The organism is Actinomyces faecalis (assembly GCF_013184985.2).
GTDB classification, from domain to species: domain Bacteria; phylum Actinomycetota; class Actinomycetes; order Actinomycetales; family Actinomycetaceae; genus Actinomyces; species Actinomyces faecalis.
Map to the genome: position 1 here is coordinate 2,540,584 of NZ_CP063418.1, position 16,646 is coordinate 2,557,229.

The 16,646-nt window shown below is 73.0% G+C and carries 16 protein-coding genes; 7 read left to right on the forward strand and 9 right to left on the reverse strand.

The annotated features are described in order from the left end of the window. The first annotated feature begins 95 nt into the window (after positions 1–95). Positions 96–491: a hypothetical protein gene (locus HRL51_RS10870; protein ID WP_172190989.1), complete on the forward strand. Its 396-nt coding sequence runs from the start codon at positions 96–98 to the stop codon at positions 489–491. Here the strand turns inward: HRL51_RS10870 and HRL51_RS10875 are convergent. The 7 genes from HRL51_RS10875 to HRL51_RS10905 form a co-directional block, all read right to left on the reverse strand. Beyond that, positions 413–2,824 carry a glycoside hydrolase family 3 protein gene (locus HRL51_RS10875; RefSeq protein ID WP_172119185.1) on the reverse strand — a complete coding sequence of 804 codons (2,412 nt, stop codon included), beginning with the start codon at positions 2,822–2,824 and terminating at the stop codon, positions 413–415. The genes HRL51_RS10870 and HRL51_RS10875 overlap by 79 nt on opposite strands. 115 nt (positions 2,825–2,939) lie before the next feature. Then, positions 2,940–3,851, reverse strand: a complete 912-nt coding sequence (locus tag HRL51_RS10880) for a phosphatase PAP2 family protein (protein WP_172119184.1) — start codon at positions 3,849–3,851, stop codon at positions 2,940–2,942. Then, entirely contained in the window at positions 3,848–5,473 is a 1,626-nt protein-coding gene (locus tag HRL51_RS10885) for a DUF7059 domain-containing protein (RefSeq protein ID WP_172119183.1), read from the reverse strand. Before HRL51_RS10885 ends, HRL51_RS10880 begins: the two co-directional genes overlap by 4 nt. Before the next feature lie 251 nt (positions 5,474–5,724). Beyond that, positions 5,725–6,225 (reverse strand): PH domain-containing protein, encoded by a 501-nt coding sequence (locus tag HRL51_RS10890; RefSeq protein ID WP_172119182.1) that lies wholly within the window; start codon positions 6,223–6,225, stop codon positions 5,725–5,727. A 39-nt stretch (positions 6,226–6,264) separates the two neighbouring features. Continuing rightward, positions 6,265–7,494, reverse strand: coding sequence for a hypothetical protein (locus tag HRL51_RS10895; protein WP_172119181.1), 1,230 nt, complete (start codon positions 7,492–7,494; stop codon positions 6,265–6,267). After that, positions 7,491–8,672, reverse strand: coding sequence for a TadA family conjugal transfer-associated ATPase (locus HRL51_RS10900; protein WP_172119207.1), 1,182 nt, complete (start codon positions 8,670–8,672; stop codon positions 7,491–7,493). The genes HRL51_RS10895 and HRL51_RS10900 overlap by 4 nt, the downstream gene beginning before the upstream one ends. A gap of 23 nt (positions 8,673–8,695) precedes the next feature. Beyond that, on the reverse strand, positions 8,696–9,493 hold the full coding sequence (locus HRL51_RS10905; protein WP_172119180.1) for a cellulose synthase operon protein YhjQ/BcsQ: 798 nt from the start codon (positions 9,491–9,493) through the stop codon (positions 8,696–8,698). Between the two features lie 226 nt (positions 9,494–9,719). Here HRL51_RS10905 and HRL51_RS10910 point away from each other — a divergent pair, with 226 nt between their 5' ends. Then, positions 9,720–10,538 carry an HAD family hydrolase gene (locus tag HRL51_RS10910; protein ID WP_172191796.1) on the forward strand — a complete coding sequence of 273 codons (819 nt, stop codon included), beginning with the start codon at positions 9,720–9,722 and terminating at the stop codon, positions 10,536–10,538. 55 nt (positions 10,539–10,593) lie between these two features. On the opposite strand, the gene HRL51_RS10915 is transcribed toward HRL51_RS10910, so the two are convergent. Next, complete coding sequence (locus HRL51_RS10915) at positions 10,594–11,496, reverse strand: Fic family protein (protein WP_172191798.1); 903 nt, start codon at positions 11,494–11,496, stop codon at positions 10,594–10,596. A 55-nt stretch (positions 11,497–11,551) separates the two neighbouring features. Between HRL51_RS10915 and HRL51_RS10920 the strand changes: the two genes are divergently transcribed. The 5 genes from HRL51_RS10920 (at position 11,552) to HRL51_RS10940 (ending at position 15,840) form a co-directional block, all read left to right on the forward strand. After that, the gene (locus tag HRL51_RS10920; RefSeq protein ID WP_172191800.1) at positions 11,552–12,526 is read left to right on the forward strand and encodes a hypothetical protein; all 975 of its coding nucleotides are present in this window, start codon (positions 11,552–11,554) and stop codon (positions 12,524–12,526) included. Between the two features lie 66 nt (positions 12,527–12,592). After that, positions 12,593–13,741 carry a hypothetical protein gene (locus HRL51_RS10925; RefSeq protein ID WP_172191802.1) on the forward strand — a complete coding sequence of 383 codons (1,149 nt, stop codon included), beginning with the start codon at positions 12,593–12,595 and terminating at the stop codon, positions 13,739–13,741. A 6-nt stretch (positions 13,742–13,747) separates the two neighbouring features. Then, positions 13,748–14,503 carry an AzlC family ABC transporter permease gene (locus HRL51_RS10930; protein ID WP_172191804.1) on the forward strand — a complete coding sequence of 252 codons (756 nt, stop codon included), beginning with the start codon at positions 13,748–13,750 and terminating at the stop codon, positions 14,501–14,503. Further along, entirely contained in the window at positions 14,497–14,820 is a 324-nt protein-coding gene (locus HRL51_RS10935) for a branched-chain amino acid transporter permease (RefSeq protein ID WP_172191806.1), read from the forward strand. Before HRL51_RS10930 ends, HRL51_RS10935 begins: the two co-directional genes overlap by 7 nt. 105 nt (positions 14,821–14,925) lie before the next feature. Further along, positions 14,926–15,840 (forward strand): alpha/beta fold hydrolase, encoded by a 915-nt coding sequence (locus tag HRL51_RS10940; protein ID WP_172119173.1) that lies wholly within the window; start codon positions 14,926–14,928, stop codon positions 15,838–15,840. A 67-nt stretch (positions 15,841–15,907) separates the two neighbouring features. Here the strand turns inward: HRL51_RS10940 and nth are convergent, their stop codons facing one another. Beyond that, a complete protein-coding gene (gene nth, locus HRL51_RS10945; protein WP_172191808.1) occupies positions 15,908–16,561 on the reverse strand; it encodes an endonuclease III in 654 nt (217 codons plus the stop codon). Positions 16,562–16,646 lie beyond the last annotated feature (85 nt).

Genomic DNA, 16,646 nt, shown 5'->3' on the forward strand with positions numbered 1-16,646 from the left:
AATCGTGTTGACTCCCGACTATGACTACCCCTGCTACCGCTCAGACCCGGCCCGACGGGTCCCCTGTCTGAGCTCTGGTCGTCGACGACGAGCAGATGCTGCCCGACCTCGACGGCCTGGAGGTCATGCGCCGCATCCGCGGCTACACCGAGCTCATCCAGCGCGAGGGACGCGACATCGCCCTGCCCGCCTCCACCGTCCACACGCTCCAGCGCGTCCACTCCGAGGCTGTGCGCATGACCGGGCTGGTCGAGGCCGAGCTCGGTACCACCGGCTCGCTGGAGGACGCAGACCGGTCACGCCACGCGCGCCACCGCGCGCAGGCAGCGGCGGGGCCGGACGCACGGGGGCGCCCCGCAACCGTGATGGTTGCGGGGCGCCCCGTCAGTCCCGGCGGCTCAGGCCGCTGCGGTCAGGACAGCAGGAAGCGCAGCACGTGGGCCGCCGTCGCCTGCATCTCCCCCAGGGTGATGCCCTCCTCCTTGCCGTAGGAGTCCATGATCGCGTCGTCACGGACGGTGGAGAAGTGAGTGTCACCGCCCGGCATGAGGACGTCCACGCCCGCACGCACGCGGTAGGCGGAGTCACGCAGCTGCGGGAAGGTCGGGTCCTGAGCCATGCGCATCCACCAGTCAGTGACGACCAGTCCCTCGTAGCCCCACTCGCGACGCAGGATCGTGGTGACCAGGTCGTAGTGGTAGTGGGCCCACACGCCGTTGACCTTGTTGTAGGAGGTCATCAGCACCTTGGGCGCCGCCTCGGTCACGACGATCTCGAAGCCGCGCAGGTAGATCTCGCGCAGGGCACGCTCGGAGACCCGCGAGTCGTTGAAGATGCGGTTGGTCTCCTGGTTGTTGGCCGCGAAGTGCTTGGGGCAGGCCGCCCGCCCCGTCGACTGGACACCGGAGACGACGGCGGCCCCCATGAGGCCGGTCAGCAGCGGGTCCTCGGAGTAGTACTCGAAGTTGCGTCCGCACAAGGGGTCACGGTGGATGTTCATGCCAGGGCTGAGCAGGATGTCCGAGCCCAGGGCCGCCATCTCCTGGCCGTGGAGCGTGGCCATCTGCTCCACCGCCTCCGGGTCCCAGGTGGAGGCCAGGGCCGTGCCGCACGGGAGCAGCGAGGCGGTGGCAGCCAGGCGGATACCCGAGGGGCCGTCAGTCGTGATCGACGGCGGCACGCCCAGGGCACGCAGCTCCTCGGTCACGCCTCCCAGCGCACCGGCGTTGCCCTTGGCGCCCAGGGGGGAGTCCATGGTGACGTCACCGTACGCCAGGCAGGACAGGTCCTTGGGGCTGAGGGAGGCCACGAAGTCCTGGAGGCTCACCCGGCCCGCCTGGACGTCCTCGAAGCGGACAGGATCCCCACCCTGGTCCTCGGCCGGGGTCAGCGCCTGCGGAAGACGCGAGAGCACACGCTCCTTGAGGTCCACCTCGCTGACCGGCACCGGCTCCGAGCCGCGGACGATCGTCCCGGACTCGTCCTCCAGGCGTGTCAGGCGCTCGAAGGGGTGCTCCGGGGCAGGAGCGGCCGCCTGCTCCAGCTGCTCGACGACGAGGGTCTCCTCGACCTCGACGCTGCCGGCGGCCTGGGCCGAGCGCACGTCGGAACCGACGTAGAAGGTGTAGGTGCCGGCCGGCAGGACCCAGGCGAAGCGGTGGCCGGTCACGCCGGAGTCGTCGTAGGAGGCCATGTCCCGCCACGGGACGTCGATGACCTGCTCCTCACCCTCACCCGGTGCCAGCCGCTCGGTGCGGCCGAAGCCCACCAGCTCCCGCACCGGCTGGCTCAGGCCGCCACCGGGCTTGGCCACGTAGACCTGGACCACGGTGGAGGAGGGCTGGTCGCCGGTGTTGAGGGCCGTCACCGCCACGCAGGCACCGTCCTCAGTCAGCTCCACGCCCTCGGACGTGATCTCGTGCGTGGAGTAGCCCAGCCCGAAGCCGAAGGGGTAGAGGACCGCCTCAGGGGCAAAGGTCTCGAAGTAGCGGTAGCCGACGAAGACGTCCTCGGTGTACTCGTTGGCCTCCGGGTCACCGAAGTGACTGGAGGAGGGGTAGTCCTCGTAGGTCCGGGCGATCGTGTCGGTGAGGCGGCCGCCAGGCTCGGCGGCACCGGTGAGCACGTCCGCGATCGCGCGCGCCCCCTCCATGCCCCCGCACCAGGCCAGGAGCAGGGAGTCCACCCCGAGCTCCTCGGCCCAGGCCAGGTCCATGACGTTGCCGGTGACGACCACCGCCACGGTGCGCTCGAAGGAGCGCACCGCCTGCTCCAGGAGGCGGCGCTCGGCGTCCTGGAGATAGTAGGAGCCCGGCTCCAGGGCGGACTCACGGTCCTCACCTGCAGCCCGGCCGATGACCACGACGGCGGTGCGCGCGCGCTGCGCGGCCGCAGCGACGACGTCGTCCGCCAGCTCCGTCTCAGGGAAGCTCAGCGGCCACGTGCCCCACTCGGTCCCAGGGTCCACCGGGTTGTCCTGGCACCAGGTCTCGTACAGCGAGGCCAGCTCGGCGTCAACGGCGACCCCCTGCTCACGCAGGCAGTCCAGCAGGTTGGTGACGTAGGGGGCGTTGACGTCGCCGCCCGAGCCGTAGCCCACCGCGATCCAGTCCTTCTGGACACGTCCCAGCAGGGCTACCGGCTCCTCGGAGCCCAGCGGCAGCGTCTGGTCCTCGTTGCGCAGCAGCACCGCGCCACGGGCGGCCAGGGTCCTCACCGCGTCAGCCAGGTCGGGGCTCAACCGGGAGTCGGTGACTGAGCCAAACCGGGTCGAGGCCTGGCTGAGCAACGCCTCCTCAGAGCTGGCTGTCACGTCAGTGGTCATCCTGTTCTCCTTTGAGACGCGTAAGAGACATCGGCACTGCGATGAGCGTACAGGGCCTGACCCTCACACGAGCAGGACCGTAACCGCAACACAGGGACGGTCTCGGAGCGCCTGGCTAGGAGCGTGGGCGCCCGAGCCCCGCCAGCAGCCCCAGCCCGAGGAACGCCACCGCCACGGTCCCTGCGGCCCCACCGACGTAGGCGACGAAGGACGTCGTCCTGCTCGCCGCGTCCTCCAGGCGGATCCAGGTCACAGCCATCAGCACGGTGCCGATCACCCCGGCGGCGATCCCGGCCCGGGTGAGCACGCGCAGGTGGCGAGGGTGCCGTGCCCGGCGGGCCACGCCGTCGGCGCCTCCCGCGGCGCTCCTGCCGGGCACAGCAAGGTCCGCAGGCGAGTGCCAGGCCCCGCACGCCACCGCGACCGAGGCCCAGCCCACCGCCAGGGCGATCGCAGCCACGACGTCGGCCGGACGGTGCCACTGGCACACGAGCGTGGAGTAGCCCATAAGCGCTGCCAGCACGGCCCCGGCCCACGCGGCCGCACCTCTCCAGGCCGGCCCGACCACGAGGACGAGGGCGACGGCGGCTGAGGCGGCCATGGCCGTGTGCCCCGAGGGCAGGGTGTTGGCACCGTCGTAGCGCAGGCTCACCCCGTAGTCCGGGCGGGTAAGGACCCAGTGCTTGAGGACCTGGGTCGAGACGTTGACCGCGACGACCACGGCCGCAGCCCACCAGGCTCGCCTGCGCGCACTGCCCCACAGGCCGACGACGAGAATGGCCAGCACCAGTGCCACCGCAACCGGCATCGAGACCACCGACAGCAGGGTGCGTGCCTGGCTGGAGACGAAGCGCGCCCCGATGAAGGAGCCGCTGATCGCAGCCTGCTCCACCAGCTGCCCGCGGCGGGTAAGGACCATGAGGTACCAGCTGCCCAGGACGGTCGCGAAGCTGGCCAGCGCCAGGGCCGCGGCCCGACGGCGCAGCACCACCGCCGTCCGGCTCGTGCTCAGGTCGCGGACGCTCACAGCTCGACGAACCCGTCAGCCGCCAGACGGCGCGTGGCCTGGACCATCTCAGCGCGCAGGGCCTGGGCGTCAACCTGCAGCAGGGCCGCGACGGCGTCCGCCACCTGTGCCACGCTCAGCTCGCCGTCGGCCACACCGGCCAGGGCAGCCAGCGCCGTGTCCGCCTGGATCGTGCGTGCGAAGCCACCGCCCTGGCGCAGCAGGATGAGCGTGGGCTCGGCCTCGCCGGGACGCAGGTGGCGCTCCTCGGTGACGTCCGGGGCCAGGACCGGGTGGAGCAGGGCGACCTGCTCGTCGTCCATCGCTGCCAGGCCGCTGCGCACCTCGACCGAGCGCGCCAGGTGCTCGGCCAACGGGCCAGCCGGCTGCGTGCCGACCTCCTCCAGGACCCTCCAGGGCTGACGAGGGGCGCCGTCGTGCTCGGGGTCTGGCCGGTGCAGCACGAGGTAGCCGAAGCCGATCTCCTCCACCTCGCGCTCCTCGAAGTCAGCGATCCACGCCTCCAGCGCGGCCTCGAAGCCAGTCAGGTCACGCTCGGGAACCGCTCCGCCGTCGCGTAGCCACATGGTGGCGTACTCCACCGGGTCCTGGGTCTCGCGCTCGATGACCCAGGCGTCGACGTCCGCAGGAAGCCACGCACTGACCCTCTCGCGCCAGTCCTGGAAGCGGTGGTGCTCCCAGTTGCCGAGCATGACCACGCTGCCACCGACCTCCAGGTGCTCCCCCAGGGCGGGGACGAGCTCAGGCAGGACCGGGCGGCCGGCGTCGCGGTACTCCATGAGCGGCAGGCCCGCCTCGCGTACGGCCAGCGGGGTGAGGACGAAGGGAGGGTTGGTGGCGATGAGGTCGAAGCGGCGCCCCGCCACGGGCTCCAGGAAGGAGCCCTCAACCAGCTCCAGCTGCTGCGGGTCAGCACCGCAGAGCGCCGCGTTGAAGGCTGTGAAGGCCAGAGCCCGCGCGGAGACGTCGGTAGCCACGACGTGCTCGCAGTGCTGGAGGAGGTAGAGCGTCTGGATCCCGCAGCCGCAGCCCAGGTCCAGGGCTGTGCGTACGGGGCGGCGAGGAGTGAGCGAGGCCAGGGTCAGGCCCGCTCCCCCGATGCCGAGCACGTGGTCAGGCTCCAGGGCGCGCCCGGTCTCCAGCTCTCCCAGGTCCGAGGCGACCCACCAGCGCAGGTCCGCGCCGTCCTTGCCCAGGCCTGCGACCTCGTGAGGGCGCAGATCGACACAGGCCCGTACCAGCGCCGCGTCACCCACCTCGCCAAGCGTCAGCGCCTCGGCCCCGGCTGGCAGGTGCTCGACCAGTCCCATGGCCACCGCACCGGCCGTGCGGGTGCGCCGCAGCGCCCAGTCCAGCTCGCTGGCGGGCACGGCCTGGCCGAGCATGAACAGGGCGGTGAGCACCGCCGTCGGCGTCGGGGTGGCACCAGCCGCACGGTCCTCAGCCAGGACCCGGTGCAGCGCGCGCAGGGCAGGCAGCCGGACCTCACGCCGCAGGGCGGCGTCGGCCACCTCACCGAGCAGATGGCCGACGGCGTCCACGCCCCAGCCCGAGGCCTCCAGGTCCTTGCGCAGGTCAGCAGCCTGGTCCGGGGTGCAGGTGGGCGGCGCGTAGGAGGTCATGGCCCTGACCGTACCGGGCACGCCTGGCAGATCGGTGGAGGTCACCCCTGTGACGGCAGACGGCGGGCCAGCTCGCCGTACTGGCGGAAGTCGCTGGCTACCAGGGCCTGCTTCCCAGGCCTCCTCTCACGTAGCGGCAGCCGAGACGCACAGGGCGACAGGATCTGGCCGCTGGTGTCCTGCCCCGGCGCTCCCCGGCGGCCCTACCTGTCCGGCACTCCTGGCTCAGGGCGGTCCCGCCCTGCGGCCCGTCAGTCGGTCCCGCCCTGCGGCCCGTCGCGGAAGATCAGGTTGGCGATCTCGACCTGGACCGCCTGGACCTGAGGGACGTCGACGAGCAGCAGCGGGTCGTCCGCGCTGGTCTGCAGGCTCAGCGTGCCGGCGCGGAAGATCCGGTCGGTCACGGTGCGCTCCTGCTGGATGTCACTGATCCGCGTCAGCGGCAGGTCGTGCCCGGTCTTGTTGATGATCCCTGAGCGGGTGATGACGCGCCTGGTGGTCACCGTGTAGGTGGTGCAGGCCCAGCGCAGCCAGGGCAGAAGCAGTAGCGGCAAGGAGATCGCCAGGAACAGCAGCCAGATGGTCGTCAGGCCCCACGGGTTCCAGGAGTCCGGCGCCAGGACGGTCCCCACGATCGCCGCTGCGAGCAGGACGAGCTCCAGGACGATGCGCCACAGGAGAACCTTGGGGTGGGTGTGCATGTGCCGAACCACGACCTCGTCGTGGCTCAGAAGCTTACGGGGAAGGGCCATGTTCCCATGGTGCCATGCCTGCCACCGCATCTGACAGGCCTATCCCGCTACGAGCCCCAGGCCGACACTGACCACCACCGGCACGATCCCCAGGGCGACGAAGGCGGGCAGGTGGCACAGTCCCAGCGGTATGACGAGCCGCACCGCGAGACGCTCGGCCACCTCCTGGTCACGCGCCTGGCGTCCGGCGCGCAGGCTCTGCGCCGTCGCCTCCAGGAGAGGGACCGGGGACGCCCCGTCCTCCCACCCCGGCCTCAGACAGGCCTCCAGGTTGCTGCGCCGCGCTCGCCAGTCCTCGTCCTGCGGTGCGCTCCAGGCCTCGTGCCACGCGGCACCCAGCAGGAGCCCACGGGCCACGACGGCGCAGGCGGGCTCGTCCAGGGCCGGCGCCAGCGCGCTGAGGGTGCCAGGGACCGAGGCCCCACCTGCGAGAGCGGCTGCGGCCAGGTCGAGGACCAGGGCCTCGTCAGCTCCCTCTCCCTCACGCTGCGCCGCCCGTACCAGCCGGTGCGTGACGTAGCCGCCCAGCGCCATGAGGCCGAGGCCCCCGGCTCCCAGGAGGCTGCCGGCTCCGCCGTCGAGCAGCACCTCCTGGGGCCGGGCACCGACGGCGCTGCCCAGCACGACCCCGAGCACAGGCAGGCAGGCCAGCAGCCGGGCGGTGCTCATCGGCCCGGACAGGGCGGTGCGACGGGAGGACTCGGCCCGGCCGGACTCGGCTACGCCCTGCGCCACGGACTCCAGAACAGCCGCCAACGGCGCTCCGAGTGCTGCGCTCAGACGGCAGGCAGCCACCGCCCCAGGGACAGCGGCCGCCGTCGCCCTCCGTCTGGCCGCCCGGGTGCCACTGGCCGGCCAGCCAGGCTCCCACACCCACCTCCCGCCTCGCCGCCTGGGCCACCACCGCACCCACCAGCGCAGCCCAGCCTCTCGGCCAAGGCGCTGCAGGGCTGGTGGCACGCCGTCGGGGCCGGGCTCAGCTCCCTGAGTCAGGCCGTGCCTGCCCAGCGTCCGGCTCCAGGCACGCGCGGGCGTGGCGCCGGCCTGCAGGAGCGTGGCCACCTCCGTCAGCACCAGTGCGAGGTCAAGGTCCGACGACGTGCGTTCGCCCGGCTCGTGCGTCGGCACCCTGGGCACCGCCCCCACCTGCTCCAGCGCCACCTGCTCAAGGGCCGCCTGCTCCAGCTCGCTGGCGTCGCGGCGCGCCGGCAGGAGGGCCACGGTCACCGCGAGCGCGAGCAGCACGGCCACGAGGACGCTGCCGCTCACGCCACGCCCCGGTCCCCGGTGCGAGCGAGCAGGGCCTCCAGCTGGGCGTGGCCCGGCCCCGCCTGCAGCTCCTCCCCACGCACACGCAGAGCCTCCCGGCACACCAGCCGTCCCGTCCCCTCCTCGCGGCTGAGGACCCCGACGGAGGTCACAGCACGCCGTGTCCCCGCAGGCTTGTGGCGCAGGGCACGGCGAGTAGCCCTGCCCTCAGCCCTGCCGGTGCGTGGCAGTCGCTGGAGGTGGACGACGGCGTCCAGGGCGCTGGCTGCCTGGGCGGCGACCGTGGCCTCGTCCATGCCGGCCAGGGCCCCCAGGGCCGTCAGCCGTGCCGGGACGTCCGCCGGGGCGTTGGCGTGCAGAGTGGCCCAGCCGCCCTCGTGGCCGGTGTTGAGCGCGGTCAGCACCTCCCGCACCTCCGGTCCGCGGCACTCACCGAGGACGAGCCGGTCCGGTCGCATCCGCAGCGCGGTCCGCACCAGGGCCGTCATCGTCACCTGTCCTACCCCCTGCACGTTGGCCCCACGCTCCTGGAGGTGGATGACATGGGGGTGGTTGGGCCGCAGCTCGCTGGCCTCCTCGATGCACACGATGCGCTGGGCCGCCGGGACCAGGGACAGCAGAGCAGCCAGCAGGGTGGTCTTGCCCGTGCCGGTCGCCCCCGTGACCAGGCAGGAGGCCCGGGCTGTCACCAGGCCTGCCAGCACCGGTGCGAGCGGCGGTATGACGGTCCCGGCCTCCACCAGCTCCTCCAGGGTGAAGGCCTGTCGGCGGCTGGTGCGCAGGCAGATCAGGGTGCCGTCCGCGCTCAGCGGCGGGAGGACCGCGTTGAGGCGGGTGCCGTCGGCCAAGGTGGCGTCGACGACGGGGCTCGCCTCGTCCAGGCGTCGTCCGGCACCGGCTGCCATGCGCACGGCCAGGGCACGTACCTGCTTCTCCGGCAGGTCGTGGTGGACCTCCTCCAGGCCCCGCCCCCGGTCGATCCAGCTGCGTCCGGCTCCCACGAGCACGTCCGTCACGCCCTCGGTCTCCAGCAGCGGCTGGAGCAAGGGACCGACGCCCTCCACCTCGGCGTGGACGCGCTCGTGAAGGCGGGCCAGGCCCCCGACCCCTGTCGCGGCGTCGCTCTCCTCCTCCAGCGCCACCGCCATGGTGGCCCCTCGTGCCAGGGCGCCTCGCACCCGCTCCAGCTCCTCTGCCTCACTCACCGGTCCACCACCCGAGGCCGTGTCTCTATCTCTCGCATGAGCGCACCAGCCAGCTCACGGGCCGCACGCCGGGCGGCTCCCCGCCCTCGCGTGACGTCGTCTCCCCGGGCCGTGCGCTGGGCGACGGAGCGGTCGACCGCGAGCGTGCCCAGGACCTGGCAGCCCGTGGTCCGCACCAGGCCGTCGACGTCGACGTCCTCCCCCTCCTCCAGGACGATCAGGCGTACCGGCCCCCGCCCTGCGCGTGCCGCCCGCAGCGCAAGCACCCGCACGGCCGTGGCCGAGCGCAGGTCGAGCGTCGTCAGCATCACGAGGCGGGCCCCGTCCGGAGGGGTCGCGGTACGCGGCAGGTCCACGATGACGACGTCGTGCACCGAGGACAGCGCCTCAAGGACCGGCTCCAGGACCCTTCCCTCCTCTACCCCTCCTCGCACGTCGCCGGTGAGCACCGTGATACCGAGCCAGGTCGGCAGCGCGTCCACCAGCCGGGTCGCCCGGAAGGCCGTCTCCTGGGCCGGCAGGTCCGCCCACCGCAGGCCCGGTCCCGGTCCTGTTCCCATGAGCAGGCCGAGCCCTCCGGCCGGGTCGGCGTCCACCAGCGCCACCCGCTGGCCGGCGACGGCCAGGGCCCGGGCGAGCAGGACCGCGAGGCAGGACGTCCCCAGGCCCCCGCGCGCCCCGACGACGGCGACGACCTCTCCTCGCGTCCTGTCGTCCTCGTCAGTACCCGGGTGCTGGCCGGCACGGTGGGAGGTGCTGTGGACGGCAGGGGCTGGGCGGCTTGGTCTGGTCATGTCTCCTCCTCGTTGCGACGGCACACGTCACCTCACGTCCTCGCTGGCTGCTCAGCCGGTGGGCACGGGGCTCACCGCGAGCCTGCTACGACCCTCGTCTCACACGCACCCGCGTCATTCGAGCCCTGTGGACCGGGGTGTCACGGGGCCTGCCTGTGGAGCCCGGGCTCGGTACGATTCAGGAGCACCCGTCGCTGTCCCGCCACGAGCAAGGCAGGAGGTCATCATGGACAAGGCAAGCCGTCGTGCCGCCTACTTCGACCTGGACAAGACCGTCCTGGCCACCTCGACCACCTTTGCCCTGGGCGACCCGATGCGCCGCTCCGGCCTGATCTCCACCACGGCGCTGGCCCGTGGAGTCGTCGCCCAGCTTCCTTACCTCCTGCTGGGCGCGGACGAGGAGCACTCCGCCCGGCTCATGAACCAGCTCGCCGCCATGTCCGCGGGGCTGGAGCGTCGTCGCCTGCAGGAGGTGGTCGACCAGGCTCTGTCCACCGCGATCGAGCCAGCCGTCTACGCCGAGGCCCTGGACCTCATCGAGGCTCATCACGAGGCGGGGCACGACGTCGTCATCGTCTCCGCCTCCGTCAAGGAGATGGTCGGGCCGGTCGCCGCCCTCGTCGGCGCCGACCGGGCCGTGGCCACGCAGATGGAGGTCGACGCCCAGGGGCGCTTCACGGGGCGGATCTCGCGCTCCTTGCTGCACGGGGCCAAGGTCGAGGCGCTGGAGGCTGACGCGGCAGCCCACGGGATCGACCTGGCCGCCTCGTGGGCCTACTCCGACTCCGTCTCCGACCTGCCGATGCTCCAGGCGGTCGGCCACCCGGTAGCGGTCAACCCCGACCGCGAGCTGCGCCACCACGCCACCGAGGCAGGCTGGCTCGTCCGGGACTTCCAGCGCCCACTGACCCTGAGGCGCCCGCTGGCGCCACCGGTTCCTGCAGCCGTGCGGCTGCGTTCGGACCAGGCCGAGGCGCTCACCAGCGCCCTCGCGCTGGCAGGCCTGGGGGCCCTGGCCGCGTGGTGGGTGTCCCGGCACCCCTGAGGCTGCCGCCAGCCGTCACCCGGGAGGCTGAGGCGGCAGCGACAGCAAGGCTTGCTCAGCCGGCCGCCGTCGTTCCTGCCTGCACGGCCCGGCACAGCTCCTCCGCCTCCTGGACCCCCATGAGGAGAGCCTCGGCCTGCCACACGATCCAGGTCACCACGCCGTCCGGGCTCCCGGTGGCGTAGGCCGCCAGAGCGTCGGCGTAGGCCCTCGGAGCCCTGGCTGGGTACAGGTCCGGCACCGCCGTACCGGTCGGTTCCAGACCGTCACGCACCGCCAGGTGCCGTGCCAGCAGCCGTCCCACGGCCGCGTTCCCCGCAGTGAAGGGACGCGCGCACGCCGTCTCCGCGTGGACGACGGCGCAGCGCACGAGCGCAGGCGCTCCTTCCAGGTCGATCAGCTCGATGATGCTGCGGCGCCTGTGGTGCAGCTCCTCACCCTGGGCCGCCGGACCCGGCCCGCCCTCCCGCGCTTCCTGCGACTCCAGCCGGGCCGCCCCGACCTCGGCCAGCGGCAGGCGCCCTGAGGCTGCCAGCGGGCCGACCACGTCACGGTGCAGCGTCGCGAGCAGGGCGGCAGGCGTGGGCACCACTGGCCTGTCCGTGCCACGCAAGGGGGCCATCCACTGGGCAAGGCGGGTCTGGGCACGCCACAGCCCTGCGGCGACGTCGAGGCTGGGGTCCGCTGTCCTCGATGTCACGAGCTCCCCGGCGGCCACGGCCTGGCGCAGGGTGCTGGCCGGCACCACGGCGCCTTCCACCGCGGCTGAGGCGATCGCCCCGCGCACCGCCGCCTCGGCGCGCGCCTCACGCCATCGCCGTCTCAGCACCTCGTTCCAGCGCAGCCGGGTCGAGGCCTCGCGCAGCGCCTCCTGGGCCTGGCGCACACGCGGGTCTGCGGCCAGAGCGCCCAGCGCCTGGGCCACGGCCTGGGGACGGGAGGCAAGGTCAGGGCTCACGGCCCCAGACTAAGGGGCCGCGCACAGTGCCAGGCGGGCCGCTAGGCTCACCTGCGTGAGCATGACGAAGAAGCAGCACGACGGCGGTCCGGCTCCCCTCACCCCTGGTGGCGGGGTCCCCGTCCTACCGCCGCGCGGGCGCCGTCGTGACCACGTCACAGCCGGCCTGGTCGGCCTGGTGCTGGCCCCCGTCACCCTCGTGCTCACAGGCGTCGTCGGCCACATGGCCACCCAGGGACGGCTGGCGCTCACCGCCTTCCACCTCCTGGTCCTGCTCCTCGTGCTCTGCGCGTGCCAGGCCCTGTTCGCCGCACGCTCCTCCCTGGGAGGCCTGGTCGCGGGGCTGGTGGCCCTGACCGCCCAGGTCACCTTCCTCGTCCTGCCCGGCGTCTCAGCGACCGCACCGTCGCAGTGGCTACGCCCTCTCGCTGCCACGGGCACGATCACCGTCACCGCCGCGCTGCTCGTAGGCGGGTCCTGGGGCATGCGGTGGGCGCGGCGGGGTGGCCGGGAGCAGGCACGCTCCTCGTTGCGGCTGACGGAGGCCGACCGCGCCCTCGGGGTCACTCCCAGCGCGCCGCCCTCGCGCCGCCGCAGCCACCTGCTCACCCTGGCCGTGACCACGCTCGTCCTCGTCCTGGCACTCGCCCTGCTCACCCGGTTGCCGCAGACCGTCCTCGACGGCCAGGACCCCGTGACGCCAGCCGCCGCGGCGGGGCTGACGGGAGCTCTCCTTCTGCTGGTCGTGGCCGGGGCCGGGGCGGGACGCTCGTCGCTGGGCACCCGGACCGGTGGCATCCTCCTCATCCTCATCAGCCTGCCGGCGCTAGCCCTACCGGCATGGCCGGAGACGCCGTTCCACGACCTGCTTCAGCGCCTGCTCGCTCACACCCCTGACGCCATGACCCTGGCGGCTACCGGCGTGCTGCTCAGCACCGTCGGCTGGGGCGCGCACCTGGCCCGCAAGCAGGGACGCAGCGAGGAGCTGGCTCTCGCACGCACCGACGCCACGGAGACGTCCGCGGCCTGACCGGCACGCCTCCACGCCCTGGCGCCCTCACGCCGCTACCGTAGCGGCGCGAGTAAGGAGGACCCCGTGACCACAGCATCTTCCCGACGTCCCGAGGACCAGGACGAGCCTCTCACGAACGAGCCGGACGACCTACAGGAACCTGCCCTGACACCGGCCTCTACCGAGCTCGTCTCCGACGACCTCGAGGTTCCCGGCCCGGCCCCCGTCCTGGGCGAGGGCGAGCCGGTCGACGCCCTGCCAGACCCCGTCACCGGAGCGGCCCCGCAGGCAGAGACCTCCTCTACCCCGGACGAGGCTCCGAGCACGCTCATCGCACCCGCCGCTCGTGCCGGTGCCGTGACCTCCTCCGCGCAGGCAGCGCAGGCAGGCGAGGACGGCGACCCTGAGGCCTCCGAGCGCGGTCACCGCGCTGCGCGGCACGCGGCCCCGCAGGACGACGACCCCTCCTCGACCGTCGTGCGCCGTCGTTCCCTCTTCTCCCGTGAGGAGGAGGCTGCCGAGCGCCAGGCGGCGCAGGCCGCTCAGCCTCAGCACCCTGCCGAGGCCACCACCTCCCTCGCACCGCCCACCTCGGCCTCGACCCCCCAGGAGGCCTCCGACGACGCCGACCTGGCTGACGAGGACGACGACGCGCCCCTGACCCCGGCGTGGCCTCAGCGCACCCCGGAGTCTCGTAGCGAGGAGGACATCCTCCTGGACGGCTCGGTCGTCGTGGGACGCCCTGCCTCTCGCGCCGCCGCGCACTGGGCCGGGGTCCTGCTCTCCCTCGTCCTGCTACCGCCGGCCTGGTTCCTCCTGCACGACGCCGCTGCGCACCTCGTCCAGGCCACTGAGGCCTACCACTTTGCGCTCACCACGCGCGGGGCCGTCGAGCTCGTCGTGGGCTGCCTGCTGCTGGTCACCGCCCTGTGGACGGCCCGACGCTCCTCGCTGGGGACCTTCGTCGTCGGTACCCTCACGCTCGTCGCAGGCCTGCCCGGCCTCGTCGCACCAGGTCCGGTGGACAGGGTCGTGGCCCCCTTCCTGGCCCGCCTGGCTGAGCAGTCCTCGCTCGGCGAGGACGTGGCCACCATGCTGTGGTCCGACGCCGTGTCCGGCCGCTTCCTGGCCCTGGGCCTGGCACTGGTGATGATCGGCGTCGTCTCCCACTCCGCGCGCCGGGCCGGCCGGCGCGAGCAGGAGGTTATCGACCGCGTGCGCCACGTGGGCTGAGCCCGCATGACCACAGTCAGGGAAGGCCTGCGCGACGCCGTCCCCGTCATCATCGGCTACCTCACGCTGGGAACCGCCGCCGGGGCGCTGCTGGTCGCACAGCGCCTGGACTGGTGGTGGGCGGCGGTGTGGAGCCTGGTCATCTACTCCGGGACCATGCAGATGCTGCTGGTCCCGCTCGTCGCTGCCGGGGCGCCCCTGGCCGCCATCGCGCTGTCGACGCTCTTCGTCTCGGGCCGGCACGTCTTCTACGGGCTCGGATTTCCCCTCAACCGTGTGCGCGGCAGGCTGGTGACCCGCCTGTACGCCGTCCACGCGATCACCGACGAGGTCTACGCGCTCCTGGCCTCCAAGGACCGCACCCGGATGAGCGGGCGCTACCTGCTCACGGTCGAGGCCGTCAGCCATGCCTCCTGGTGCCTGGGCACGTGCGTCGGCGCACTAGCAGGCAGCTGGCTGGCCTCGGTCGTCGGCGAGCGTATCGAGCTGCTCGGCTTCGTCCTGACCTCGCTGTTCGTGGTGCTGGTGATCGAGAGCTGGCGGTCCAACCCGGACCGCGCCGTCGCCGGCCTCGGCGTGCTGGCCGGGGCGACCGGCCTGACGATCGGCGGCAGCGCCACCCTTCTGGTCGCGCTCGGCGTGCTGGCAGCAGGCCTCAGTGCGCTCTACCTGTGGCGAGTCCGCACCGGTCACCGGCCGGCGCCGGCACCCGATGACGCAGCCGACACCGCACTCGCACCGAGCCGGGAGCAGCCGTGCTGAGCAACGCCGAGATCGCGCTGGCCGTCGCTGTCGTCGCCGTCATCACCTTCGCCTGCCGCCTGGCACCCTTCGTGCTGCTACGCGGACGCTCCTCCAGCCCGCTGCTCGGTTTCCTCTCCCGTGCCATGCCGCTGGGCGTCATGCTGGTCCTCGTGGCCTACACCCTGTCCGGGCTCACCTGGGACCCTGCCTCCTGGGCGCCGTGCCTGGCGGGGATCGCCACCACGGCCGCCCTGCACCTGTGGCGAGGCTCGATCGCGCTGTCTCTCATCGGGGGCACCGGGGTCTACGTGGCCGCCAGCCTGCTGCTGACCTAGCAGCGCCGCTGTCCGGGTGCCACCGCTGGCCCAGGGTCGCAGGGAGGCACCGCCCCACCGCCCGAAGCCGCGTCAGGGGACGACGCCGTTGGCTAGAGTGCCTGCGTGCCCGTCAACGTCTATCGCCCCGGTCCCTGGACGCACCGTGACCTGTCCGCCGGGGGCACGCGCTTCCACGCCGCCCTCGCCGGCCCCGAGTCCCCGCTGAGCGACGCCGAGGGCACCGGCCCTCTCGTCGTGCTGCTCCATGGCTTCCCCGAGTGCTGGTGGACGTGGCGCCACGTCCTTCCCGCCCTGGCTGAGCACGGCTACCGCGTCGCCGCCCTCGACCTTCGCGGCTTCGGCGGCTCGGACCGTCCGCCGTCGGGCTACGACCTGGTCTCCCTGGCCGATGACGTGCACGGGGCCGTCCGGGCGCTGGGGCACGAGTCCGCCGTCGTCATCGGCCACGGCCTGGGCGGCCACGTGGCCTGGGTGATGGCCAACCGCTTCGCCTCGACCGTGCGCGGGATCGTGCCGGTCAGCGCCCCGCACCCGGTCGCGGTGCGCTCCCTGCGCGGGCGCCTGCTGTCCGGTGCCGCGCTGCAGTACCTGTCCTTCAAGGTCCCGGTGCTGCCCGAGCGCACCCTGGCCACACAGGCGGGGGTCGAGAGGCTCCTGCGCTCCTGGGCCGGGCCCCGTACCCGCGCCCAGGTCACCGAGGCCGCCGGCTACTACGCGGCCCTGCTGGCCCGCCCTGGGGCGGCGCACTCGGCCCTGGAGACGCGGCGGGACATGCTCCTGGGCCGCCGGACGCTGGCGGCGCTGGAGCCGGCGGTACAGATCCCGGTCATGTCGGTCCAGGGCCAGCTCGACCCCGTCCAGCCCGCACAGGCCTACGCGCGAGACACCCACCACGTCGCCGGCAGGCTGGCACAGGTCACCATCCACGGCGTCGGCCACTTCCCGCAGGAGGAGGCGCCGGACAGGCTCGTGGAGGTCCTGCTGCCCTTCCTGGCCGACGTCGTCCCCGGTCAGTAGGCCAAGAGGGCGCGCCACGGTCCGGACCTACCGCACTCGGCCTTCTCCTCGGTCCCTCAGAAGTCCCTCAGACCCCGACCTGCGGGCACAGCCCGGCCGCCAGCAGCACGCACTCCTCGCATCGCGGCGACCTGGCGCTGCAGACGGCTCGGCCGTGCTCGATCAGCCGGTGGCACCCGTCGGTCCAGCGCCGGGGCTCCCACAGGGAGGCGATGTCCTTCTCCACCTTGAGAGGGTCCTTGTGCTCGGTCCAGCCCAGGCGCCGCGACAGCCGCCCCACGTGGGTGTCCACGGTGACGGCAGGGACGCCGAAGGCGTTGCCGAGTACCACGTTGGCGGTCTTGCGTCCTACGCCGGGCAGGGTGGTGAGCTCCTCGCGCGTGCGTGGGACGACGCCGTCAAAGCGCGTCACCAGCTCCTCACCCAGTCCGACGAGGCGCTCAGCCCGAGTGCGCTGCATCCCCAGCGGGCGCAGCCGTTCCTCCAGCCCCGCCCGGTCCGCACCAGCCAAGGCTGCGGCGTCGGGACAGGCGGCAAACAGCCCGGGGGTGATCGTGTTGACACGCTTGTCCGTGGTCTGGGCGGACAGGACCGTGGCCACGAGCAGCTGGAAGGGGCCGTCGTGGTCCAGGGCGCAGCGGGCGTCCGGGTAGGTCGTGGTCAGCTCGTCGTCGACCTGGGCCGCGCGAGCAGCCAGCGCGACGGGCTCCTCCTGCGTCATCTGCGTGCCTCCTACGCGCTGGGTCAGCTGCTGCGCACAGGTAGTGACCGATCGGCATTTGACCTGTGCCACGGCGAGACTACAA

Coding starts and splice junctions, on each gene's coding strand:
- HRL51_RS10870 (WP_172190989.1), top strand. CDS start 96: ATGCTGCCCGACCTCGACGGCCTGGAGGTCATGCGCCGCATCCGCGGC.
- HRL51_RS10875 (WP_172119185.1), bottom strand. CDS start 2,824: ATGACCACTGACGTGACAGCCAGCTCTGAGGAGGCGTTGCTCAGCCAG.
- HRL51_RS10885 (WP_172119183.1), bottom strand. CDS start 5,473: ATGACCTCCTACGCGCCGCCCACCTGCACCCCGGACCAGGCTGCTGAC.
- HRL51_RS10890 (WP_172119182.1), bottom strand. CDS start 6,225: ATGGCCCTTCCCCGTAAGCTTCTGAGCCACGACGAGGTCGTGGTTCGG.
- HRL51_RS10905 (WP_172119180.1), bottom strand. CDS start 9,493: ATGACCAGACCAAGCCGCCCAGCCCCTGCCGTCCACAGCACCTCCCAC.
- HRL51_RS10910 (WP_172191796.1), top strand. CDS start 9,720: ATGGACAAGGCAAGCCGTCGTGCCGCCTACTTCGACCTGGACAAGACC.
- HRL51_RS10930 (WP_172191804.1), top strand. CDS start 13,748: ATGACCACAGTCAGGGAAGGCCTGCGCGACGCCGTCCCCGTCATCATC.
- nth (WP_172191808.1), bottom strand. CDS start 16,561: ATGACGCAGGAGGAGCCCGTCGCGCTGGCTGCTCGCGCGGCCCAGGTC.